General features: G+C 47.3%; 22 protein-coding genes. 5 read left to right on the forward strand and 17 right to left on the reverse strand.

Annotation, left to right across the window (positions count from 1 at the left end):
- The first annotated feature begins 49 nt into the window (after window positions 1-49).
- Window positions 50-691, forward strand: a complete 642-nt coding sequence (locus tag NST70_RS12765; protein WP_342475223.1) for a YitT family protein — start codon at window positions 50-52, stop codon at window positions 689-691.
- A gap of 92 nt (window positions 692-783) precedes the next feature.
- On the opposite strand, the gene NST70_RS12770 is transcribed toward NST70_RS12765, so the two are convergent.
- Window positions 784-2055: an MFS transporter gene (locus NST70_RS12770; RefSeq protein ID WP_342476222.1), complete on the reverse strand. Its 1272-nt coding sequence runs from the start codon at window positions 2053-2055 to the stop codon at window positions 784-786.
- 130 nt (window positions 2056-2185) lie between these two features.
- Here NST70_RS12770 and NST70_RS12775 point away from each other — a divergent pair, with 130 nt between their 5' ends.
- Window positions 2186-2533 (forward strand): hypothetical protein, encoded by a 348-nt coding sequence (locus NST70_RS12775; protein WP_230090475.1) that lies wholly within the window; start codon window positions 2186-2188, stop codon window positions 2531-2533.
- Window positions 2534-2812: 279 nt separating this feature from the next.
- Here the strand turns inward: NST70_RS12775 and NST70_RS12780 are convergent, their stop codons facing one another.
- Window positions 2813-3091 carry a YqhV family protein gene (locus tag NST70_RS12780; RefSeq protein WP_014097379.1) on the reverse strand — a complete coding sequence of 93 codons (279 nt, stop codon included), beginning with the start codon at window positions 3089-3091 and terminating at the stop codon, window positions 2813-2815.
- Window positions 3092-3328: 237 nt separating this feature from the next.
- On the opposite strand from NST70_RS12780, the gene NST70_RS12785 reads away from it, so the two are divergent.
- Window positions 3329-4408, forward strand: coding sequence for an aromatic acid exporter family protein (locus NST70_RS12785; RefSeq protein WP_014097378.1), 1080 nt, complete (start codon window positions 3329-3331; stop codon window positions 4406-4408).
- A gap of 155 nt (window positions 4409-4563) precedes the next feature.
- On the opposite strand, the gene NST70_RS12790 is transcribed toward NST70_RS12785, so the two are convergent.
- The 10 genes from NST70_RS12790 to NST70_RS12835 all read right to left on the reverse strand — a co-directional run bounded on the left by NST70_RS12790 (window position 4564) and on the right by NST70_RS12835 (window position 14416).
- Window positions 4564-5433, reverse strand: a complete 870-nt coding sequence (locus tag NST70_RS12790; RefSeq protein ID WP_035183891.1) for a MurR/RpiR family transcriptional regulator — start codon at window positions 5431-5433, stop codon at window positions 4564-4566.
- Window positions 5433-6902: a PTS transporter subunit EIIC gene (locus NST70_RS12795; protein WP_035189993.1), complete on the reverse strand. Its 1470-nt coding sequence runs from the start codon at window positions 6900-6902 to the stop codon at window positions 5433-5435. The genes NST70_RS12790 and NST70_RS12795 overlap by 1 nt, the downstream gene beginning before the upstream one ends.
- Window positions 6903-6919: 17 nt before the next feature.
- Complete coding sequence (gene murQ, locus NST70_RS12800; protein ID WP_179234587.1) at window positions 6920-7807, reverse strand: N-acetylmuramic acid 6-phosphate etherase; 888 nt, start codon at window positions 7805-7807, stop codon at window positions 6920-6922.
- Entirely contained in the window at window positions 7798-8877 is a 1080-nt protein-coding gene (locus NST70_RS12805) for a MupG family TIM beta-alpha barrel fold protein (RefSeq protein ID WP_035183885.1), read from the reverse strand. The genes murQ and NST70_RS12805 overlap by 10 nt, the downstream gene beginning before the upstream one ends.
- Before the next feature lie 331 nt (window positions 8878-9208).
- Window positions 9209-10957: an ABC transporter ATP-binding protein gene (locus NST70_RS12810; RefSeq protein WP_014097373.1), complete on the reverse strand. Its 1749-nt coding sequence runs from the start codon at window positions 10955-10957 to the stop codon at window positions 9209-9211.
- A gap of 100 nt (window positions 10958-11057) precedes the next feature.
- Complete coding sequence (locus NST70_RS12815; RefSeq protein ID WP_014097372.1) at window positions 11058-11588, reverse strand: DUF402 domain-containing protein; 531 nt, start codon at window positions 11586-11588, stop codon at window positions 11058-11060.
- A gap of 154 nt (window positions 11589-11742) precedes the next feature.
- The gene (locus tag NST70_RS12820; RefSeq protein ID WP_179234589.1) at window positions 11743-11997 is read right to left on the reverse strand and encodes a YgaB family protein; all 255 of its coding nucleotides are present in this window, start codon (window positions 11995-11997) and stop codon (window positions 11743-11745) included.
- Window positions 11998-12143: 146 nt separating this feature from the next.
- Window positions 12144-12374 carry a gamma-type small acid-soluble spore protein gene (locus NST70_RS12825; protein WP_035189998.1) on the reverse strand — a complete coding sequence of 77 codons (231 nt, stop codon included), beginning with the start codon at window positions 12372-12374 and terminating at the stop codon, window positions 12144-12146.
- Between the two features lie 95 nt (window positions 12375-12469).
- On the reverse strand, window positions 12470-13219 hold the full coding sequence (gene fabL, locus NST70_RS12830) for an enoyl-[acyl-carrier-protein] reductase FabL (protein ID WP_014097369.1): 750 nt from the start codon (window positions 13217-13219) through the stop codon (window positions 12470-12472).
- A 282-nt stretch (window positions 13220-13501) separates the two neighbouring features.
- Window positions 13502-14416: a LysR family transcriptional regulator gene (locus NST70_RS12835; protein WP_014097368.1), complete on the reverse strand. Its 915-nt coding sequence runs from the start codon at window positions 14414-14416 to the stop codon at window positions 13502-13504.
- Between the two features lie 124 nt (window positions 14417-14540).
- Here NST70_RS12835 and gltB point away from each other — a divergent pair, with 124 nt between their 5' ends.
- Together gltB and NST70_RS12845 are read left to right on the forward strand one after the other, a co-directional pair.
- On the forward strand, window positions 14541-19103 hold the full coding sequence (gene gltB, locus NST70_RS12840; RefSeq protein ID WP_342475229.1) for a glutamate synthase large subunit: 4563 nt from the start codon (window positions 14541-14543) through the stop codon (window positions 19101-19103).
- 289 nt (window positions 19104-19392) lie between these two features.
- Entirely contained in the window at window positions 19393-20850 is a 1458-nt protein-coding gene (locus tag NST70_RS12845; RefSeq protein ID WP_342475231.1) for a glutamate synthase subunit beta, read from the forward strand.
- Window positions 20851-20979: 129 nt separating this feature from the next.
- On the opposite strand, the gene NST70_RS12850 is transcribed toward NST70_RS12845, so the two are convergent.
- The 5 genes from NST70_RS12850 to NST70_RS12870 form a co-directional block, all read right to left on the reverse strand.
- Window positions 20980-21288 carry a YfzA family protein gene (locus NST70_RS12850; RefSeq protein WP_035190004.1) on the reverse strand — a complete coding sequence of 103 codons (309 nt, stop codon included), beginning with the start codon at window positions 21286-21288 and terminating at the stop codon, window positions 20980-20982.
- A 34-nt stretch (window positions 21289-21322) separates the two neighbouring features.
- Window positions 21323-21616 (reverse strand): hypothetical protein, encoded by a 294-nt coding sequence (locus NST70_RS12855; protein ID WP_337680480.1) that lies wholly within the window; start codon window positions 21614-21616, stop codon window positions 21323-21325.
- Window positions 21603-21962: an ABC-2 transporter permease gene (locus NST70_RS12860; protein WP_342475233.1), complete on the reverse strand. Its 360-nt coding sequence runs from the start codon at window positions 21960-21962 to the stop codon at window positions 21603-21605. Before NST70_RS12860 ends, NST70_RS12855 begins: the two co-directional genes overlap by 14 nt.
- Entirely contained in the window at window positions 21940-22815 is an 876-nt protein-coding gene (locus tag NST70_RS12865; RefSeq protein ID WP_035190007.1) for an ABC transporter ATP-binding protein, read from the reverse strand. The genes NST70_RS12860 and NST70_RS12865 overlap by 23 nt, the downstream gene beginning before the upstream one ends.
- Window positions 22816-23145: 330 nt before the next feature.
- A complete protein-coding gene (locus tag NST70_RS12870) occupies window positions 23146-23304 on the reverse strand; it encodes a small, acid-soluble spore protein K (protein ID WP_014097362.1) in 159 nt (52 codons plus the stop codon).
- Window positions 23305-23367: the final 63 nt, after the last annotated feature.

Genomic DNA, 23367 nt, shown 5'->3' on the forward strand with positions numbered 1-23367 from the left:
GCATATAGTAAATTGTAAGGCATTCTCATTCAGTTGAGGGATGATTTTCTTGAAAAAGCCACACAGCCGGAATGTAAAAAAATTGTTGATCATTATTGCCGGGGCTGCCATTCAAGGCTACTCAATGGGTGTATTCTTATTCCCGAATGCCATCCCGTCAGGCGGTGCCGGGGGGCTTACAGTGCTCTTCCACCACTGGTTCCACGTCCCCCTCAGCATTGCGCTTTGGATGCTGAACTCCTCCATGCTTGTGTTCGCCGTGTATTTTTTAAGTGCTGCCAGTGCAATGGGCACGCTCCTCGGGATTACAGTTACATCCGTTTCAGTCAATCTTTCCGGGTTTTTATGGGACACGCCATTCCATAACGAATGGCTTGATCTTGCCTGCGGCTCCGTATTGCTCGGCATCGGCATCGGCATTCTGCTCCGGCAGGGTGTTTCCAACGGCGGGATCGGCATTGTTGCCCTCATTATTTCCAAATACAGGAGCGTCAACCCGGCTACCCCCCTTTTTATCATCAACGGGCTCATTTTTATTCTGACGGCGTATGTGATCGACTGGGAAATTGTCGTACAGGCCGTCATTTGCCAATATGTGTCAACCAGAATTGTCGCCTGGATTTATCAATTTTCCTTCCAAGCCATTTACTTAAAGCTTCCCTTTCTTCCGTTAGGCTGGCGAAAAAAATAAACGGGCCAGGACCGGTGCCGGCAATTCACGCACAAACCGCGCTCTCCATCCTCTCAATCGAAAAAATTGCCAGCACCCGGAAAAAAATCCGGTTATCTGCCGCCCGCCGGTTCCAAAATGGTGCGCCGGCTTCTTTTCTTTTTTTCTTCCCCGCCGGATGAGCCTTTTTCAGTCTGCGGGCGGATCAATAATAACGACAGTAACCCGACTGCAAATGTAAAGCAGGCAATCGAGATAAACATCCCCGGCCGCGACCACGCCATCAGCCTCCCGAACACCGGCGGCCCGACAGCCACCCCGAGAAACCGGACAGATCCGTACAGTGACGTGACAAATCCCCGTTTTTCTTTTCCAACGGCATTCGTAATAAAGCTGTTGACACACGGCAAAATCAACCCGGTGCCGAGGCTGCCAATGGCAAGGACCGGAATAAACAGAAAAAGCCCTCTGAAAAACGTAAGAAGCGCGTAAGAAAGGGTCATCAGGCAGAAGCCCGTGACAATCAGTTTTTTCATCAAGCGCTGGTTTTTCCCGATTTTGCTGCCGGTAATATAAGATGTGGTACACATGACAAGCAGCGGAATCGCCAGAATCAGCCCTTTCATCACACCGTCAATTTTATAACTTTTTTCCAACACATTGGATAGGAAAAAAAGAATACCAAAAAGGGTAAACAAGCATGTCGCGCCTGCAAGATAAGCAGTGCATAGCCACCGCCCGTCGTCTTTAAACACACCGGCAAGTCCTTTTACATATTTCCCGAGCCCAGGTGGTTCTTTCTTTTTTGGTTTTTCTTTAATAAAGACCCATGTTAAAAAAATGGAGACAGCGACCACTACCGGAAAAGCAAAAAACGTGCCGTACCATACGAGCAATGCGATCAGTGCCCCTAATATCGGAGACAGCACTTTTCCAAACCCGTTTGAGGCTTCCACAAGGCCGAGCACCCGGCTTTCTTTATCGCCTTTAAACAGATCCCCAGTGAGGGCCATGGCGATTGGTGCTGTACCGGCTGCCCCGATTCCCTGAAGCGTGCGGCCTGCCAGGATCCAGGCGAAAGCATGGGAAAACAAAGCGGCTGCGATTCCCGCCAGAATGCCGCCTGCCCCGTATAAAAACAATGCCGGCAAAATTACGGCTTTCCGGGAAAAGCGGTCGGAAAGATAGCCGAGCACCGGGATGAACACGGCCGCCACAATGGAGAAAACGGAGATCGTCAAGCTTGCCTGAAAGGAAGTCAAGTGAAGTTCAGACTGCATTTTCGGCAGGACAGGAATCAGCATCGAATTGCCAAGCGTCATAATTAATGGAATGGAGCCGATTGCTGCCACTGTCATTACAGAAGGTTGTTTGCTTGCCATAATATCCTCCCCGGATTTCAATTTTTGCTCTGTTAGATTATCCGGAAGCAAACATTTTATTCTTTTGCCCAAACGAATACTGCAGCCCATTACGGGAAGGATATGGTTACCTGTTACGCAAGGAGGAAAAAACGTGAAATTATTTATGGAATACATTTTGGAGGAAATCGAAAAGATCGGGGTGCAGCAAGGTTACAGGGTCTCTTTGTCGCAAAAGATAGACGAGCAGAATTATATTCGCGGTGTGATGCAATTTTTTGACAGCGGATTTGACATTTATTATGCTTTGATTTTCAGTTTCCCCGAAAGCCATCCGAAGCTGCAGTATACGTTCTGGGTGCTGAACCAAACCGGAAACCGGGCTGTGATCGAAAAAGACGGATCCGGGGAAAAGATGATGGAGACGGTCAAGGAAACGGCATTGAAAGAAATCCATGTCAACCTGATGGAAGGCGGCGAAATCCGGCATCTGCTTAAATAAAGCAAACGATCGGCACTTGCCCGCAATAAAAAGGGGTGCTGCTTAAAGGGTTTGAAAAACAGGGAGCTGCCGGGTTCCTCCCTCATTACGCTGCCAGTGGATGCAACAGGTTCCGGCCTAAAGGCATAGGGGTTTACGGCCTTCATGACAAAACGGGGCTTTCGATTGCGGAGATCCCCCACGGCAAACCGAGATCCCTACTGTAACCCGGCATTACCATCCCCCAACAAGCCGGCCGGTTGCTCACTCCAGCCCTAATCCGCTTTCTTTTCACAAAGCTTACCCGTTGCTTTTAATCCCGTACAAAATGCAGCCAACCCCGGCCAGAATCCACAGCATTTTGGCAAACGAGATTTTATCGGAAATTCCGATCACCCCGATCGCCGTTGTCGTAATTAAAACAACAGGCCCGACAATAGCAAGAGAACTGTTGATGAGAAGCGCTTTTTCCACTTGATTGTATTTGAGCATCAAAATGGCCGCGGAAATTTCGATCATTCCTGAGATCAGCCTGAGCGCAGCCATACTAAGCACATACTTTTCAATCAGCCACAACATCGTTTCCCCTCTTCATACGCGCATTTTGGATTCATTTACCTCATGTATATTCCGTGCCGAGCAAAATTAGGACAAATTCTCCGGTCTTATCCCACGCACGTCTTCCGGCAAACATGTTATAATGACAAAATCAAAGGGTCTGCCGGTTTAAAAAAATTTTTGGACGGAAATAGTTTAGTGCAGCCTTTTGGAACATATCATGTAAATATCTTTGCAAGGAAGAAAGGAATTGCCAATATGAGGGTTGGAGCCCGCATTGTCAAAACAGGAATTGCCATTACGATTGCGTTGTTTATCGCGCAATTATTAAAAATGCCGTCCCCGGTGTTTGCCGGGATCGCTGCCACTTTTGCGATTAAACCTACGATATACCGGTCTTACCGGTCCATTATCGATCAGGTCCAGGGCAATCTGATCGGCGCTTTGCTCGCGGTCATTTTTGTCATGGCCTTTGGCAACCATTTTTTAGTCGTCGGTCTCGGGTCTGTGTTGATCATCATTTTAATGTTGAAACTGAAGCTCGATGATACGGTCGGCCTCGCGCTTGTAACCATGATTGTCATTATGGAAACGCCAAGTGACAATTTTCTGCAGACGGCCGGCATCCGCTTTGCGACATTGTTTATCGGGATTTTCAGCTCGTTTCTTGTGAATTTGATTTTCCTGCCGCCGAAATACGAGGCCCGGCTGTATGTCCGTCTCACCCATGTGACAGAAGAACTGCTCAAATTCATCCGGATTGCAGCGCGCCAGGAAGCCGATTACCAGCTTTTAAAAGAAGAACTTCCCGACATTAAAGAGCGGGTGTACAAAGTAGAGCAGCTGTACACTTTATTTAAAGAGGAAAAAATCTACGGGAAAAGCAACAGGATCGAGCGGCAGCGGAAAGTGGTGCTGTATAAAGAAATGGTGGCCATTTTGAATTTAAGCTATATTATTTTAAAACGGCTGCACCAGTACAAAGCGGATATTGCCGGGCTGCCAGAAACATTCCGGAGCATGCTGCAGGAACAAATGGAATACCTTGTGAACGAACATGAAAAATTGCTGCTCATGTTTCTCGGAAAAGTCAAAGCCCATGCGCAAAAATGCGATACGGCTGACAAACAGCGGAATGAGCTGATGGACATTTTTCTGCAGAACTTAAAAGATGAGACTTTCCGCGCTGATCTCCAGTCCTATCACGTGATGAACTTGCTGGCGCTGCTTGTGGATTACCAGGAAGAGCTTGAACATCTGGAAAAATTGATCACCGTGTCCCAAACCTATCACCACGAACAATCAGAACTCAATCTTGACGAATTGGAAGACCAATAGGGGACGGCAGGCCAGCCGTCCCCTATTGGATGCACGGCCCTGTTTTCATCCCGAGCCGGTGCGCCTTAGATTTTGCACTTTTAGTAAAGATTTTCCGCTTTTCGAAACGGCCGCTTTATTTGCTGCGCTTTTCACGCCGGGCTTATGGCCGGTTTTTAGTTGTTTTCTTTGCGGAAAAAAGTCTGGATATTGATTTTTGAGTTTTTTAAGCGGCCCATGATTTCATGGTAATGCTTTGCAACATAGGCGAAGTACAAAACATCAATCGTGAACAGTTGTGCAGCCAGGGATGTGGTTGCTGCGCTTCTCAGCAGGACCGCTTCCCCGCCATGGTGGATCAAAGGCGCATCCACGATACTGGCAAGCGTACTGTCCCGTTTTTGTGTGATGCCCACTGTAAAAAGCCCGTTCTGTTTGGCAATCTGCGTCAGCTTGATAGCTTCATTGGTTTCGCCTGAATTTGAAATCGCCACAAACATACAGTCTTTGGAGGCGTTGATCAAAGAAGAACCGAGCAGATGGTGATCCAGCGTGTGGACCACCGGCTTGCCAATTCTTGAAAACTTATGCGTGAAGTCTTCAGCTGCCACATGGGAGGCGCCAATTCCGTATACGTATATGGCCGGGCTTTTATCCACCATGGCCGTTATCTTTTCAATGCAGCTGGTCTCAAGAAGATTTGCGGTTTGTGTGATCGACTGATTAAACCGCAAAGCCAACTTATCAGCAATCATGGCAATATCTTCATTCGGTGTGATATCCGTATAAATTTCCCGATCCAGCCCCCCGGAGGCATCCGCATACAATCTGATTTTTAATTGTGAAAAGCCGGACAGCCCGATCGACCGGCAAAAACGCACAACGGTGGCCGGGCTGACACCTGCTTTTTTCGCAAGTTCGCTTGTATTGTCATTGACCGTTTCCACAGCATGGCTGAGAATATACTCGCCGAGCTTTTTTTCTGATTTTGACAGACTGGTTAATTTGGATTTAATTTGCAGAATAATATTCTCATCCAATTCCATCACTCACGATCTGCGTCGGTCTCCTTCATCGCATCTTTCGGAATACCGAAGAAATAAGTGGCAACGAAGCCCCCAATATAACCGGCTACCAACCCGGCGATATAACCGAGCCAGCGTCCGTGCGCAATCAACGGAATTAAATCAATCCCGCTTGTGCCGATTGCGATCGCGCCGATATTACCGATGCCCGCGATCACTGCCCCGCCGATGCCGCCGCCGATACACGCGGTAATAAATGGGCGCCCAAGCGGCAAAGTCACACCGTAAATTAACGGTTCGCCAATGCCCATAATGCCAACCGGCAATGCCCCTTTAATCAACTGCACGAGTTTTTTATTTTTCCGGCACCTGATCCACAAAGCAATCGCCGCGCCGACCTGCCCTGCGCCTGCCATTGCAAGGATCGGCAACAGCGGTGTCATCCCTGTCTTATTGATCATTTCAATATGGATCGGGGTGAGGATCTGGTGCAGGCCGAACATGACCATCGGCAGGAAGAAAAGCCCCAGTATAAATCCTGAAAAAGCGCCGCCGACTTTCAACACCCACGTGATCGAGCCAACAAGAGCGCCTGATACCGCGCCTGCAACCGGCATGACGATGAAAATAGTAAAAAGTCCGATAACTAATAATGCAATTGTTGGCGTCACAATGATATCCACAGCATTTGGAACAATTTTATGCAGCCTTTTTTCAACAAGCGCTAAAATCCATACTGCAAAAATAACACCGATGATCCCGCCTTGTAAAGGGGAAAGGGCATCTCCGTTAAAAATATTCGGAAGCGGATTTTTCGGATCCATGCCGGTTAACATCGTCACAGCCCCGATGACCCCGCCAAGGCCCGGTGTCGCCCCGAACTCATTTGCACTATTAATTCCGACATAAATGACCAAATAGAGATACAATCCGTTTTTAATAATGTTTAATGTCGTAATAACGGACACCCAGTTCTGGCTGAGGGCTGAGGAGTCCGCAGCCATGATATTTTGGAAAATGGCAGCAACCCCGCCGATAATCCCGGCGCCGACAAAAGCCGGAATAAGCGGTACAAATATATTGGAAATCGATTTTAAAGCCCTTTTGAAACCGTTACTTTTATGTTTCGCCTTTTCCCTTGCCTTTACTTCGGCCGCTTTGGCTTCCGCCATTTCGCGGTTTGACCGTCCGGCATCTTTATGAACCGTTGACTTCGGAAAATTTTCCCCTAGTTTTACACCGGCCTCTTGCACCATGAGATTGGCGACTTTGTTGACAATGCCGGGGCCAAGCACGACCTGGAGCGTTTCATCCTCCACGACGCCGAGCACGCCGTCAACCGCTTTCAGGCCTTCGATATTGACTTTACTGTAATCCGCTATGGTAAGCCGGACTCTTGTCATGCAATGGATGATCTTTTCGACATTTCCCATGCCGCCGACATTTTCGTAAATTTCCCTTGCCAGTCGTTGTTCTTTCGTTTCGGTCATTTTTTTCATCCCCCGGTTTAAACGATTTTTCTAATAAAACCATTTGCCTGTGCCATTTTCTCCTCTGCCTCTTCCTTGGAAAGATGGGTTAACAACATGACAATGGCCAGCTTCACATTTTTGCCGGCTGCGTAAAAAGCCTGTTCAGCTGCTTCATAGCTGCATCCGGAAGCCTGCATAATAATCGATTTCGATCTCTCCACCAGTTTTGCGTTTGTCGGTTTGACATCCACCATTAAATTTCCGTATACTTTTCCAATTCCAACCATTGCAGCAGTTGAAATCATATTCAATACGAGTTTCTGGGCGGTGCCCGCTTTTAGCCGGGTTGATCCCGTCAACACTTCAGGGCCGGTTTCCACTTCGATCGGAATATCGGCATGCCGGCTAATTTCAGCATTTTTGTTACAGGAAAGCGACGCCGCCACAGCACCGGCTTTTTTCGCGTAGTCCAGCGCGCCAATCACATACGGTGTTCTGCCGCTTGCCGCAATGCCGATGACTGTATCCTTTTCTGATAAATGGATGTGCTTTAAATCTTCTTCCCCCATCTCTTTCGAATCCTCCGCCCCTTCAACGGCAACGGTCATGGCCGCAGGGCCGCCTGCGATCAGCCCCTGCACCATGGACGGGTCCGCACTGAATGTCGGCACGCATTCGACAGCATCGAGAACGCCGAGCCGCCCGCTTGTGCCTGCTCCGCAATAGATCAAGCGTCCACCCTTGTTAAAAGAACGGATAACGGCTTTTACCACTTTTTCGATTTGTGCTAGTTCTTTCCCTACACGGATTGGAACCGTTTGGTCTTCCTCGTTCATCAATTGCAAAATTTCCTTTGTGGACAACGTATCGAGATTCATTGTCTTTTCGTTGCGCTGTTCTGTGGCGAGTTTTTCTAAGTCCATTCGTTTTCACCTTCATTGTCCGTCATTTTAAACCGTGTACCCGAACCAATAAAATCAAGGAGCGGCAAGTCGCGGCCGGCAATCTGCCCGATGACGTTTACTTTCGCATCGGCAGGCAGGTTCCGCTTTGTGATTTGCAATTCCCCTTTGTATCTTGCGTACAGGTTATTGTCGAGCGTAATGCTGCCTTTGTTGCGGGGAATGTTGTTTTCGGGCTCGATATCGTCCTTTTGGTTGCATGTTCTCGACTGCTCGCTGCGGATCGCGTCCCTTGCCACATCCATCCGGTTCCGGTGGTTTTTAAAAATATACGGGCGCCATTTCGGATCTGCAGCCGTTGCATGAAGCAGTATGGTATCATGGCAAAAAAATTCCCCGATCTGGCTGCGGGATTGCGGCGTTAACCCCGGATCCCCGATATAAGCATGGTCAACCGCATAATCCCTTAACAGCGAGCAGATGGCTGCCAGCGGATTTTGATGGCGGTGGATTTCTAATGTCGGCAGGGATTCGTATAAAGGAAATCGTAGCTTTCCATCGCCGGGCGCAAATGCCGTAATGCTGAATCCTTTGCTTTTCAGCCATTTGTTTTTTTCGTAAAACCAATTTTCATCCAGTCCGGTTCCGGGCCTCGGATAATAATTATGCCAGGCCTCAAGCCGTCTGAAATTAGCGCCGTGCTGTTTCAGCTGCTCATAATCCTGTTCCGTTAATGTGCTGGCGTTTAATCCGACCGTCATCGTGTTCGACAGGCGGGCAACCTGTTCCCAGCTGACACCGGCATCGATGCGCAGGCCATTGATACCGCTTTCAATAATGCGTGCAGGATCATCAATGGACAGTCCGATATGGTGGAGCACGTTTCCAGAGATGTCGATCATGACTTTCATCCCGTTCCGTTTTGCAGCCTCCAAGAGCGGAGCAAGCCTTTTCCGGTATTGGGACGGGTCATCTTCCGGTAGCTGTAAGGATGTAAATATCCCTTCCATTCCAATTGCTGCCATTCGGTGAATGCAGGCTTCCTTCTCTTCTGACCAGTCTTCATTCAAGTATATTGAAAATCCAAGCAATCATGCATCCCTCCTTTGATACTATTATATGCACTTTGAAACAATATTTCAACATATTTTTATTATTATATTTATAAAAGAAATTTTGTTTCATTTCCTGACAAAAAAACGGAGGCCCCGCGTTTTTAAACGGGATCTCCTCCATTTTTTGCCGACGAGCGAGCGCCCTCCGCTTTTCTTTGTCCAGCTCCGGCTCCTAGCGGCTAGCGGATTTTTACGTCTTCTCCTTTCGATAAGCGGGCATCGATTCGCCTATCGGCTCATCGTGTTTCCTTTATCTCGGTCGAAGACTACAAAATCCGTACGCCGCTGTACAGTCGCCTCCGCTTTTCTAATCATCCAGTTGTTGGATTTGGAATAGGTTGTAATAGAGCCCTTGTTTTGCCATTAATTGTTCGTGGGTGCCGGTTTCTTTGATCTCTCCGTTTTCAATTAAAACAATGCGGTCTGCGTGGGTAATGGTGGACAGCCTGTGGGCAACGATCAAGGTCGTCCTGTTGCGCGCCAGTTTTTCAATGGCTTCCTGAATCAAATGCTCGCTTTCTAAATCAAGCGCGGATGTCGCTTCGTCAAGGATTAAAATCGGCGGGTTTTTCAAAAATACACGCGCAATCGCAATCCGCTGCTTCTGCCCCCCGGACAATTTAACACCCCGCTCGCCCACCGTTGTTTCATATCCGTCGGCAAGATTCATAATAAACTCATGGGCGTTCGCTGCTTTTGCCGCCTGTACGACTTCCTCGTCCGTCGCCTGCGGATTGCCGAGCAAAATATTGGATTTCACCGACTCGCTAAACAAAATATTGTCCTGCAGCACCATCCCGATTTTATCGCGCAGGCTTCGCACTTTAAACGTGCGGATATCCTGGCCGTCCAGATAAACGGCCCCTTTTGTCACATCATAAAACCGGGGGATGAGGCTCACAAGGGAAGACTTGCCGCCCCCGCTCATCCCGACAAAGGCAACCGTCTCCCCTGCCCTGATCTCAAGATTGATATTTTTCAGCACCGGCTCTTTTTCATCATCATACCGAAATTCGACGCCATCAAACCGGATATTGCCGCGTACATTCCTGCACTCCACCGCGTCCGGCCGGTCATCAATGTCATATTTTTCATCCAGCAGTTCAAACACCCGGTCCATTGAAGCGAACGCCTGCGTCAGCGTCGTGCCGGAATTGACGAGCCTTCTGAGTGGACTGTATAAATTATCAATATAAGCGATAAACGCTGCGAGCGTGCCGACAGTAAGGCTGCCTTTAATCACGAGATAGCCGGATACAAAAATAATGAAAAGCGGCGCGATATCGGTAATGGTATTCACAACTGCAAACGATTTAGCTGTCCAGCTTGTGTGTGCCAATGCTTTTTCCAGAAAATTGTGGTTATGCTTGTCAAACTGCTTTTGCTCATGGTCTTCAATGGCAAAACTTTTAATAACAGCCATGCCTTGCACCCGCTCATGAAGATAGCCCTGCACCTCTGCGAGCGCTTGCGACCGTTTCCTCGTCAAAAAACGCAAATTGCCAAAAAAATATTTGACCGAAAAAATATAAAATGGAAAAACGGCGAGTGAAATTAAAGTCAGCCGGGCATCCATCATAAACATCATGACAATCGCAATCAGAACCGTTGTCATATCGAGCCAGACGTTCATCAGCCCCGTAATAACAAAATCTTTCGTCTGCTCGACATCATTCATCACCCGGGAAATGACTTCCCCTCCGCGCGTGTTGGCATAAAACCGGAAACTCAATTTTTGAAGATGGGTAAAAAAGCGGTCGCGGATATCATACAATATTTTACTTGCCGTCCACTGCGCAAAATATTGCCGGTAATATTCAACGGGTGGCCGGACGATAACAAAAATGGCAAGCATAAAAGACATCACCCAAACAAGCTTATGCAGCTTCTCGTCCGGTGAAAGCCCGTGGTTGCCGATAATATCATCGATCACATATTTAATCAAAAGGGGGATTAAAAGTGGGATCGTAAACTTGATGATCCCGATGATGATCGTCGCAACGATTTGAAACCAATACGGCTTTACAAATTTCATGTATCTTTTCACACTACCCATGCGCTGCACCTCCTAAAGCAAACAAAACGCACCATTTATTTCCCTTATTTTTCAAATTTACGCATACAAAAAACCTGTTGGCGTTCAACAGGCGGTTTGCTTAACGCAAATAGGTCAGGTAGCGTTCGTACCAAATATCAATAAAATCGGGGCTGAACGGTCCCTTCCGCTGCCGGATCCAGTGAATGAGAATGTCCACGTTTCGCTTTAAAATATGGTCGATGACATCGGGATAGCCCATTTTTTTGCGATGGTATTCATATTCATCCTCATCCAGCAAAGTAAACGTCATATCCGGATAGACTTTGATGTCGAGATCATAATCAATATATTTTAACGCTTCACTGTCGTAAACAAACGGCGACCCCAAGTTACAATAGTAGTAGACGCCGTCTTCACGGATCATGCCGATAATATTGAACCAGTGGTCGGCATGGAAGTAGCAAATTGCAGGTTCTCTCGTAATCCATGTCCTGCCGTCCGATTCGGTTACCAAAGTCCGGTCGTTTCCCCCGATCACCAGGCTTTTCGTGCCCTTCAAAACGGTTGTTTCTTCCCATATCCGGTGAATATGGCCGTTATGCTTATAGCTTTGAATTTGGATTTTATCACCTTCTGCCGGGATTCCCATCATCTCATGCCCACTTTCATGATTGTTTATATGTAAACCTGTGCCCACTATGTGCCGGAATAAAACTTATGTAATCAATCGATCTGTTTTCTATCTATTATAACGGTTTCTGAACGCGATTAAAACTAAACAATCCTATTTGAAATAGGATTGTTTATGTGCAAATTTTTGAACTGTGGTAAACTCGGATCAGTTCAACCGTCTGCGATTCAAAAACTTTTTCAATTTCCTGCAATTCTTTATTCATTCGGCCGATTTCATCAAGGATATCTTCCGCCATTGTTTCTTCCTGCAACTTCAATAGTTCGCTTTTCACTTCGTTGCATCTCTCCATTTCCGATTGCAAAAACAGCAGCCTATCCATCGTGACCATTTGCTGTGCGACAAGCCGATTAAATTCTTCCATCAAAGTTTTTTACCCCCTAAAGGATGAATTGAACTTTTCATTTACACATATTCTCGATGGGAGGGCAAAATCCTTTGACTTCTTTTGTCGAACACCGCAGCCATAGAAAGAAAAAAGAGGCCCCCGTTCGGGAAACCTCTTTCTATCGGTTATTGCTGGCCAAATTGTCCGGCGTTTTGCGATTTTTTCGCTTCAGCTTTCTGGTTTTGTTTTCTTACTTCCTGTGCGTTCGTTTCGCTTGCGAATTCAGAACCGAAAGAACCTTGGCCGGAAGCAGACTTCGCGTTTTGCTTTCTTACTTCCTGCGCATTCGTTTCGCTGGCAAATTCAGAACCAAAATTTCCTTTGGCAGCCTTATTGAAGTTGTTGTTGTTTGCCATCGTTATCACCTCCACGGGTATTAATGTAACCAGAGGTGCAACGATTTATCCTTCTCATAAAAACTGGAAAATAAAGGAACTCGAGATTGGCGTACTCAACTTAAAAGAAGCGAGCGGCCGCCGTCCACGATTATCGTTTGGCCGCGGATCATAAATGCCTCATCCGAAATTAAAAAGCGTACGGCGTTCACCATATCCTCGACCTCGACCATTCTTCCTGCCGGCGTATGTTTCCGCGCGTCTTCCAGCAGTACTTCGCGGTTCGGGAAAGACTTGAGCGCATCCGTATTGAGGACCCCGCCCGAAACTGCATTCACGCAAATACTCGGCGCCAGCTCAACTGCCAAATAGCGGGTTAAAGCTTCAAGCGCTGCTTTCGACACACCGACCGCCGTATAATTTTCGATATAGCGGATCGAACCGAGCGAACTGAGGCTCACAATTTTCCCCCCGCCGTTTTCTTCCATGAGTTTAGCGGCTTCCTGTGCACAAAACAGGAGTGCCCTGCTGTTAATATTCATCGTCCAGTCCCAATGGCGATCTTCCAGCTCCATTGCTGGGCGTTCGACACCTGAAGCGGCATTATTGACAAGCACATCCAGCCTGCCGTATGTATCCCGGATTTGTGCGAACATTTCTTTTATTTTTTTCACGTCCCCGACATTTGCTTTAATCAGAAGCGCTTTTTGCCCCATTTTTTCAATTTCCGCGGCCACTTCTTCGGCTTTGGACCGGCTGCGCGCATAATTGATGACCAGATCATAGCCGTCCTTTGCAAGATCAAGCGCAATCGCCCGGCCCAGCCCCTTGCTTGACCCGGTTACAAGTGCCACCTTATTTGCCAATGATTCCACCTTCTCTGTTTTCTTATGATTTTTTGCAATGCTCTCCCTTTTTCAAAAAGCCGTCGTAACATTCCTGCCCTTTAACACCCGAGCCTAAAACGGCCGGAATGCGATATTTTTTACGCCTCAGTTTACAGAAACGGCGACTGTTCCTTGTTCCTGTATCCGCATCTCAGAACTGATTCAAATACCGCGGTCATGCGCACGCCTGCCTAAAAGCCCGGTTTACGGCGGCTGTCCCTTGTTCCGGAACCGGTTCAGATTGCGCGACGCTCCGCAAGCTTATCTTTGGAACCGGTTCAGCCTGTCATAAAATGATGTTAAAAATGTATAAAGGGCTTTTTCTGAAGCCGCCATTTCCCTTTTTTTCGGGATCATCACACCGACCGGGCGCATCAGTTCCATATCGCTGATTTCCGCTTTTACGATTTCTTCAGACAGATTAAATAATAGCGCAGGCTCAGGCAGAATTGCAACACCCGTTCCGCTTGCAACAAGGCCTTTAATCGTTTCCATGTCCTCGCCTTCAAATGCAATCGCAGGTTCAAAACCAGACTTCCGGCAGGCGGCGAAAAGAATTTCACGAATCGAAAAACCTTCCCGGAATGTAATGAAGCGTTCGTTTTTCAGCTGAGCGAGCCGGATCATTTTCTGCCCGGAAAGCGGGTGATCGCGGCGGAAAAGCAACATGAGTTTTTCCATATATAAAATTTCCCCGCTTACGGCAGGATGGTCATCCGGCACAGGAGAAGCAAGCGCCAGTTCAAGTTCGCCATTTTCAATCAACCGGATCAAATAGCTGGGCGTCCCTTGCACAAACTGGTACTCGAGGCCGGGATGTTTTTCGCGAAACTGTGCCAACAGGGAAGAAAACGTCTGGACCGATAACCCGGTTGAAAAACCGAGGCGGACCGTGCCGTTATCCGGATCGAGAAATTCATGCATTCTTTGCTTCGCTTTATCAATTTCGAGCACAACTTTTTCAGCGTGTTCCAAAAAAACTTTTCCGATCGGCGTCAGCCTGACATTTCTTCCTTCACGCCAAAAAAGGGAAACGCCAAGCTCAGCTTCCAAAAGAGAAATTTGCCGGCTGATGGCGGATTGGGCGACATGCAGCTCATCTGCAGCATGCGTCACATGCTCCCTTTTTGCGACTTCAATAAAATAAATCAGCTGTCTTAACTCCATCCGAATCACACCATTCTCAATTTGAGATTAATTTCATCTTAACTATATATTGTAAGAAAGAATCACAAGAGGGTAAAATTTAAAATAATCTTACTTTTCGGACTCGACCTGATGATGGAAGGAATGTGAAGCAATGAATAATCAACATTATGGACTTTACCGACCTGAATTTGAACATGATGCATGCGGCATCGGCTTTTACGCGGACATCAAGGGCCGCGCGTCTCATAAGATCATCACCACTGCTTTGGAAATGCTGAGAAGGCTGGACCACCGCGCCGGTAAAAATGCCGACGGGACAACGAGCGACGGCGCCGGTATTTCGATGCAAATCCCGCACGCGTTTTTTGAGGCCGTATGCTCCTTCACCCTTCCAAAAAAAGGGGAGTATGCAGTGGGAATGCTTTTTCTGCCGCATGATCCGGATGCTGCGGAGGAAATCCTGAATGAATTCCGCATCCAGGCTGCATCACTCGGCCTTTCAGTACCCGGTGTCCGTGAAGTTCCGGTAAACCCGGAAGTTCTTGGGCGCCAGGCGGAAGAATCGCGGCCGCACATCGTTCAGATTTTCGTTTCTTCTTCAAACGATAACACGGAAGAAGCAGTTTTTCAAAGAAAGATCTATATATTGCGGAAACTGGTTGAGAACAAATTCGGTTCCTCTTTTTATGCCGCCAGTTTTTCGAACCGGACAATTGTATATAAAGGCATGCTTTCGGCAGAACAGCTCCCTCTGTTCTACATTGATCTGCAAGACGAACGGTTTCAATCGGCCCTGGCGCTGATCCACTCGCGGTTCAGCACCAATACGTTCCCGAGCTGGGAGCGGGCCCACCCGAACCGGATGATCGCCCATAACGGGGAGATCAACACCATCAAAGGGAACGTCAACTGGTTCAATGCAAAAATCGAATTGTTTGCAAACGAACTGGGCCTTGACACATTGAAAAAAATCCAGCCTGTGATCAACGCAAACGGTTCGGATTCGGCGATTTTTGACAATGTCCTTGAATTTTTAACGACAAACGGCATCTCCCTTCCGCACGCGATCATGATGATGGTGCCGGAGCCATGGGAAGACAACGAAGACCTGCCGCCTTACTTAAAATCATTTTATGAATACCATAGCCAGATTATGGAACCGTGGGACGGACCGATGGCGCTCGAGTTTACGAACGGAAAGCAGATCGGGGCGGTGCTTGACAGAAACGGCTTGCGCCCGGCCCGTTACTACATTACCCATGATGATAAAATCATTTTTGCATCCGAAGTCGGCGTCGTCGATGTGGAACCGGAAAACGTCAAAGAACGGCGCCATTTAAAACCGGGTCAGCTTTTGTTCGTGGATCTTGAAAAAGGTGCCCTTATCCCAAGTGATGAACTAAAAGCACAGGTCAGCCTTGAAAAACCGTACGCCGAGCATCTCGAAGATTCAGTGATAGACCTGGAAGAAAGCCATTTTATCCCGGCTGCATCCAGTCTTGAAGAAAATGAATTGGCTTATCGGCAGACATTATTCGGCTACACTTATGAAGAATGCACAAAGTCCATCGTGCCAATGGCGCAGGAAAAGAATGAACCGATCGGGGCAATGGGCGTCGATACACCGATTGCAGTTTTATCGGAGCGCCCGCAGCTTTTGTTCCATTATTTCAAACAAAGCTTCTCGCAGGTCACGAACCCCCCGATTGATTCCATTCGCGAATCATACGTTATATCTACGGTTACCTGGCTCGGCCCGCAAGTATCGCTTGACGGTCATGACGATACCGCCCATAAAAAAATCCGGCTAGAACACCCGTTTTTAAGCACGGACAAATTTAACGCCATTTTAAACCAGGGAATGAAAACCGCTTTTCTTCCCGCGTACTATTCGCCGGATATCACCCTTGAAGAGGCGCTGGAACAATTGCTCAAGGAAGCGGACGAAAAAATCGGGGAAGGTGCGGAAATTTTAATCCTTTCCGACCGTGCGCAAGGGCATCGTGCCGTGCCGATTCCTTCCCTGCTTGCCGTATCCGCCCTGCACCAGCATATGATCCGCCTGGGCACAAGGCCGAAAGCAAGCATCGTGCTGGATTCAGGGGAACCGCGGGATTCTCATCATATGGCCGCTCTTTTAGGTTACGGTGCCGATGCGGTACACCCGTATCTCGCGCTTGAAACGATTCAAAATTTAATCGACGAAGGGCATATTGATTTGCCGTATAAAAAAGCAAGTGAAAACTATTTAAGCACACTAAAGAAAAGCGTCGTCAAAATCATGTCGAAAGTCGGGATTACGACGATGCAAAGCTATCGCGGGGCGCAAACTTTTGAAGCGCTCGGCATTGCAGAAAGCGTCTGCGACCGCTATTTTACCGGTACCGTCTCGCAGCTTGGCGGGATCGGGCTCGCAGAAATCGGCCAAGAATCATTGAAACGTTATGAAAAAGCACAGGAGTTGCTTTTCCAGCACAACAAAGCGCTTGATCCGGGAAGCGAGCTGCAATGGCGGAAAGACGGCGAGTACCATTTGTTCAACCCGCAAATGATGTACACTTTGCAGCAGGCAGCCAGAACGAACAACAAGGAACTGTACCGCAAATTTTCGGAAACGTACCACCACGGGCCGTACGCCACGATCCGGAGCTTGCTGGCAATTGAGAGCAACCGGAAACCTGTCCCGCTTGATGAAGTGGAACCGGTCGAATCGATTTGGAAAAGGTTTAAAACCGGCGCGATGTCGTACGGGGCATTAAGCAAAGAAGCGCACGAAGCACTCGCGATTGCGATGAACCGCATCGGCGGAAAAAGCAACAGCGGCGAGGGCGGCGAAGAAAAAGAACGTTACACGCCTGATGCAAACGGAGATTCAAGACGGAGCGCCATTAAACAGGTGGCATCCGGCCGTTTCGGTGTCACCAGCCTGTATTTAACAGATGCGGATGAAATCCAGATTAAAATGGCCCAAGGTGCGAAACCGGGCGAAGGCGGCCAGCTTCCAGGCTCGAAAGTTTATCCGTGGATTGCCGAAGTTCGTGGCTCCACTCCGGGCGTGGGTTTGATCTCGCCTCCTCCGCACCATGATATTTACTCGATTGAAGACTTGGCGCAGCTGATTTACGATTTAAAAAGCGCCAATCCGCGCGCCCGTATTTCGGTGAAACTGGTGGCAAAGTCAGGCGTTGGGACAATCGCGGCCGGTGTCGCAAAAGGCCTGGCCGACACGATATTAATCAGCGGCCATGACGGCGGTACCGGGGCGAGCCCGCAAACGAGCATCAAACATGCCGGCATGCCGTGGGAACTCGGCCTTGCGGAAACCCATCAGACGCTGACGTTGAACGGCTTGCGTAACCGTGTTGTCCTTGAAACAGACGGGAAACTGATGACCGGCCGGGATGTCGTCATCGCCGCCTGTCTCGGCGCCGAAGAATTCGGATTTTCCACTGCGCCACTTGTTGTGCTTGGCTGTATCATGATGCGTGCCTGTCATCTTGATACTTGCCCGGTCGGCGTGGCCACCCAAAATCCGAAGCTGCGCGCCAAATTCATGGGCAAACCGGAATATGTTGTTAACTATATGCGGTTCATCGCAGAAGAGGTCCGCGAAATATTGGCTGAATGCGGCTACCGCAGCCTTGATGAACTTGTCGGCGAAACCGGCTTGCTGAAAGTGAAAGATGAGGTTAAAAACCATTGGAAAGCGAAACAGCTTCATTTTGATAAATTACTGTTTAAAGCGGGTGATACACCATTTGCTGTGCAAGGCAAAACGGCGCAAAGCCATAAACTGGAAGAACGCTTTGACAGCCGGGAATTGAACCATTTATCCGTATCCGTCCGGAACAGGCAGCAAACAGCCGTCACCTTGCCTGTGCGCAACACCGACCGGGCAATCGGCACCACTTTGGGCCATATCATTACAAAAACTTACGGTGACGAAGGGCTGCCGGAAGATTTTATCCACATTCATCTGCATGGTTCAGCAGGGCAAAGCCTCGGCGCCTTTATCCCGAAAGGCCTGACACTGAACCTTGAAGGAGATGCCAATGACTACGTCGGGAAAGGATTATCGGGCGGAAAAATCGTTGTGAAGCCGGGTGCCGGATGGAGCCGGGACGAAGAACAGGCCATCATCGGCAACATCGCCTTTTTCGGGGCAACATCGGGCGAAGCATATATCCGCGGAACGGCCGGCCAGCGTTTCTGTGTCCGTAACAGCGGCGTACATGCCGTTGTCGAAGGCATCGGAGACCACGGCTGCGAATATATGACCGGCGGACGCGTTGCCGTGCTCGGCCCGATCGGCAAAAACTTTGCGGCCGGGATGTCCGGCGGGATTGCCTACATTTATACCGGCGCAATGGGCGAAGATGAAGTTTTATCCCGGATCAACCAGGAACTTGTCAGCATTGAAGGTGTGGATTCTGATGAAGATATGCGCGAACTTTACCATATGATCCAGAAACATTATCAATACACCGGCAGCCCTGTTGCCAAACGGATTTTGAAGAATTGGGAGCTGGCCCTGCATCAGTTTGTCAAGATTGTTCCACGCGAATACAAAGCGATGATGGAACTCATCCAGTACTTTCTGGATCAGCAAATGCCGCTTGATGAAGCGAGGCTTGCCGCTTTTGAATATAAAAAATCCGGAAAGCATCTGCCGGAAATTGAAAAAGAAAAAGCTTTCCCGACAGAAGTAAAGTAGACGGGTAAATCCATCAGGAAGCGTCCGGATGGATTTACAGGATTGTGTGTGGATTGAAACGAAAAAAACGGAGACCTATCATGTCCCGGCAGCGGCCGGATAAGAAGCACAAAGATGGCTGCTTTTTAAGAAAAAGGCATCGCACGCAAATTTTCCGGAAGAAAGCCGGATTGTACTGCCCGGGCCATTTTCGTAATAGCAGGTTTTATCCAAAACAGAAAAAAGCTGAAATTGTACGACATCTATATCCCTCCGGCAGCGGCCGGGTGATTTGTGAGGAGTGTGAGACATGCGCGGAACGACAGATTTTATTGAACAGAAACGCGAAAAACCGAAAGAACTGGATGCCGCAAAGCGGGTGGCTACTTGGAAAGAATATGTGCAACCTTTCCCGGAAGAAAAATTGAGAACGCAGGCATCCCGCTGCATGGAATGCGGCACCCCGTTCTGCCAGATGGGGGAACTGATCGGCAGGCAAACGAGCGGCTGCCCTTTGTATAATTTAATTCCGGAATGGAACACCCTTGCCGCCCAGGGAAAATGGGAAGAGGCCTACCAGCGTTTGCTTTTAACCAATAATTTCCCGGAATTCACATCGCGCGCCTGCCCGGCACCATGCGAAGGCTCGTGCACAGCCGGGCTGGTCAGTGAACCTGTCACCATTAAAAGCATTGAAAGAGCCATCATTGACCGTGCCTGGGAAGAAGGCTGGATCAAGCCGAGAATCCCGCTGAAACGGAACGGCTTAAAAGCAGCCGTTGTCGGAAGCGGGCCGGCCGGATTGACGGCAGCTGACGATTTAAACCAGGCAGGCTATGATGTTACCCTCTTTGAAAAAGAAGACCGTTTTGGCGGGCTGCTCATGTACGGGATTCCGAATATGAAAATTGAAAAGCAGTATGTAGAGCGCAGAGTGGACCTGTTGCAGGCGGAAGGGATCACGTTTAAAGCCAATACAGAAATTGGCAAAGACATCACGCTTAAAGAACTGGAGTCTGCTTTTGACGCCGTCCTGCTTTGCATCGGCGCGGAAAAACAGCGTGACATGGACATCCCGGGGCGTGATTTAAAAGGCATCTACCCGGCGATGGAATATTTGAAAGCCAATACGAAACACCTGCTTGACCATGGGGAAAACGGCGAACCGCAAATATCGGCAAAAGGAAAAAAAGTGATTGTCATTGGCGGCGGCGATACCGGTGCGGACTGTGTGGCAACCGCAATCCGGCAAGGGTGCAAGAGCGTCGTACAGTTCGGAAAGCACGGAGAACTGCCGAAAGAACGCCCGGAACACGAACCATGGCCGGTGAACCCTTCCCTGTTCACACTGGATTATGCATATGAAGAATCATTTAAAGTGTTCGGGGAAGATCCGCGGCAATATTATATCCAAACCACAGCATTTCACGGCAATGAGAACGGCGAAGTAACAGGGCTTGTCACCGTGCCGTTTTCGGATCCTCGAGGAGCGGAACAGCAAGTATGGGAAGCAGATCTTGTGCTCATCGCCATCGGATTCCAGGGTGTCGATGATTCCAAGTCAGCTGGCATCGAACTTCAAAACGGGCTGATTCAAACCTTACCTGGAAGTTTCCAGACAAATCGGGAAGGCATTTTTGCCGCCGGCGATGCGAAACGCGGCGCAAGCCTGATTGTCTGGGCCATGCAGGAAGGCAAAAAAGCAGCAAAAGAAATAGACCTGTATCTCTCTCAAAAAGACAAAGCGACCTGCCAGCCGTCTGCATAAAAAACGGCCCAAAGCTTTTTGAAAAAGCTTTGGGCTTTTTTTGCGTTACACGATGCCTTTATGGCTTGCAGTTTGTCCTTTTTTATCATGGTGAAGGTGGCACTTCATAAATCCGATTCAATACAACACTCATTGGGAGTAGCTGTGGCGCTTGGGCAACATTCTAATAAGACCATCTATGATTAAAATAGCACCCCATATAACAAATATTAAGTTAAATTGCGGACTTTTATAAATTTGAAGCCAGTCATAAATCGGGCTTATTGCGGATACAGACCATTTTCCATAATCATTCAAGTTGAAAATATTTTTTGACGCGGAAACATTGTCAAAGATAAAGAAAACAAGCTGTGCAAGGACAAATATCAAAAGATGAATATACCAACCGTACCGTTTTTTGGCTGCGTTAGCATGCCCATTTTTAACTGCTTTCGCCATTCTGCTTTCCCCTCCTTCTTTCCCCTTTAAACTATCAAAATTCTTTTTTTCGGTAGATGATCACCGAGGTAGCGTATGAGAGAATGAATAAAAAAATGGATACCAATAAGAAACTTAAAGAAAAAATCTCTTCAGCTCCCTTCATTTCCCCTATAAACACTTTCATCAAAAAGGATATGAAAAAGAACATTACAAAGGCGAAACCTATACTCCCCATTGTAATCATATCTGATTTTTCTATTCCAAATATATATGTCAGTGGATATACTAAAGAGGCAGCACAAACCATCATTCCCATACCCCGTAATCCAATGTTAAAAAAAATCATCCATAACGGTTGGTGAGACAAAAATACTTGCACAATAAAACAAAGCGAAAGTTAATAACAAACTCGTGAACAATAAAAGCAAGAATGTGATAAACTTACTTTGAATAATTTTGCTTTTTTTCAACGGAAGCGTGATTTCAAATTTATTCCAACCCGACATACTATCCTGTTTTAATACTTCAAATGCATTCATGGGTATAATTAAAAATGGTAATAATACAGCGATCTTCAACGCCGTGGGATTTCCACTTATAATAAGCGGAATGATAGCTGCTGTAGATATAAGCAATGAAAATTTAACACTTTTATCTATAGAATATAAATTATTTAAAATGAGTCCTTTCATAATTTTCTCCTTTCATTAATAATAAGGTAATATCATCAATGGAAAAATTCTTTTTATGAAATTTTGCAGGCAGCTCATTTTTATTTGAAACAAGCACATCCACATAATCTGTTTGGTTTTTATATGCAATAATGCCATTTAAACGCAAGTCATTTAACTCATGCTCTTTACATTGTATGATCGCATAGTTATTTAAAAGGTCATTCTTACTTGTTTTTAACACAATTTCACCTTTTTTTATGAAAACCAGGGTATCCGCAACCTTTTCAATATCACTGGTGATATGGGATGATAACAAAATAGCACCTTTCTGATCTCTTACAAATTTTAGCAGTGCTTCTAATACGTCTTCCCTTCCCACAGGATCTAGCCCTGATGTCGCTTCGTCTAATATTAATAATCTCGCACCATGTGAAAGAGCAACAGCGATCGAGAGCTTCATGGCCATTCCCCGAGAAAAACTATTTATTTTTTGCTTTTTAGGCAGCGAAAAAAGTTCAATATAATTAAAATATTCTTGGTTATCCCAATTATGATAAAGATAGCGAAATACTTTCGATAACTTTATCGCATCCAAATTACCGGAAAAATTCATGGCATCATACACTACGCCAATGTGATTGTTGATTTCTTTTTTGGCTTCAGCTATTCTCTCTCCAAAAATTTTTATGCTTCCGCTATCGATATGTAACGTTTGCAGGATTGCCCCCATTGTGGATGTTTTCCCCGCGCCATTTTCACCAATAAATCCTGTAATGGATCCATAGGGTACGGAGAAAGATATGTTCTTTAAAGCGAAGCGGGACTTGGAGAATGACTTGCACAACCCTTCAATTTCTAAAGCATATTCCAAAGTTACCCCTCCTCCAATCACAAAAAACGCGCTATTTTTTCCAATAATCATTATAGCAACAATTCTTCATATTTTCCAGCAAGCTTTCCATCATTATTTATTGATAATGCAAAAATTGAGATTATTGTGATGATCATCTATGTTGTAGCATACAGCGGAGGTAAAATGATGATGACCGCCTGTAACCGGCCAAAAAAATGAATAAATTTTCTTCCTCTGAGAGAACGATCTCTATTCGTACCATTACCTGCCTTGCTCTTAAAAGAAACCATTTTTATTCCTGCCGATGAAAATATAAGAGCTGCCGGTGTAATCCAGCAGCCCTTTCTGTTATGACTCGCCGCGGCGGCCGGATGCGTGCATGCGTTCTTGCGGGTGCGTGTTGGTTGTGCCGTCCGCGCGTTTCGAAGCATATTCAGCTTTTGCCCGCGGTTTGCCTTCATATACATTGTCATGATGGTACGGGAAACCTTTTTCTTTATTCCGCATGTTAACGCCCTCCTTAACAAAATAACCGGTGGGGAATGGCCCCCGCACCGGTTATTTTGCGCG

Source organism: Weizmannia sp. FSL K6-0777, assembly GCF_038593185.1.
Lineage (GTDB): Bacteria > Bacillota > Bacilli > Bacillales > Bacillaceae_C > Weizmannia > Weizmannia faecalis.